Genomic DNA, 1131 nt, shown 5'->3' on the forward strand with positions numbered 1-1131 from the left:
AGCGAAGACGGTCATGGTTGTGCCGAAAACGGTTTTCGTCCACAACCAAATGTGGATTCAGCGGTAATCAAACTAACTGTTCGTGAAACGCCTGCGGTCTCAGTAGACAATGATACGTTTTTCTTTCAACTGATTCGCGCGAGTTTTGGCCAGCGCCGGAAGACATTGATGAATAATTTGATGAACAATCTGCCAGAAGGCAAGAAACATAAAGCGATCATTGAAGAAGCCCTTGTAACAGCTGAGGTTGATGGGAAACGCCGCGGTGAATCATTGTCAATCGATGAATTTGCCCGTTTGTCCAATGTTTTACACAAAGCCCTTTCATAAGGGCTTTTTTCTTTTGGTTTTCACCACTTCACCTGTTCAGGCATAGGCTAGAAAGAACAACACACCTGAAAGAAGAACAAGTGTAGCGTAAGACGATACCAACAGGATAAGAGCCTGATTGTGGAGTGAAAAGCATGCAATTTCAAATAGGAGATATGGTGACGAGGGCATCCTATCAGATGGATATTATGTTTCGTATCATTCGAATTGATGAGACAGACCAGCACGAAGCCACCGCCATTTTGCATGGGAATGAAGTGAGGCTGATTGCCGATGCGAAGATGTCAGATTTGGTCTTGATTCAAAAAGAGGAGCAGCTGACAAGAGAGAAGGAGGATGAACGGAAAATTAACGAATCGCTCGACTTACTCAGGCAAGATTATCAGCTGCTTCGTGAAAAACAAGAGTATTATACGTCTGGACAATATCAGCATCAGGAGCAGTATTTTCATATGCCCGGAAAGGTTCTGCATTTAGATGGAGATGCTTCATACTTAAAGAAATGCTTAGATGTATATGAAAGAATCGGTGTACCTGTGTATGGTGTGCATTGCCACGAGAAGAAAATGCCAAGCATGATTGATTCATTAATTGATCAATATCGGCCTGATATTTTGGTCATCACAGGACATGATGCGTATTCTAAACAAAAGGGCGGTGTACACGATATCGGTGCATATCGTCATTCTCGTCATTTCGTTGAAACGGTTCAAAAGGCAAGAAGGAAGGTTCCGCATTTAGATCAGCTCGTGATCTTTGCAGGTGCCTGCCAATCTCATTTTGAATCATTAATTCAAGCAG

1 protein-coding gene and 1 pseudogene are annotated in these 1131 nt (G+C 42.7%); both read left to right on the plus strand.

Annotated elements, in window-relative coordinates; genetic code table 11:
- Positions 1–330 (plus strand): annotated as a pseudogene (locus V7659_RS31420) (rRNA adenine N-6-methyltransferase family protein); the annotation flags it as partial.
- 134 nt (positions 331–464) lie between these two features.
- A partial coding sequence (yabG, locus tag V7659_RS31425; protein WP_335543896.1) for a sporulation peptidase YabG occupies positions 465–1131 on the plus strand: 667 nt, incomplete at its 3' end.

Origin of the sequence: Neobacillus drentensis (genome assembly GCF_036966985.1) — a bacterium.
GTDB lineage: Bacteria > Bacillota > Bacilli > Bacillales > Cytobacillaceae > Neobacillus > Neobacillus drentensis_E.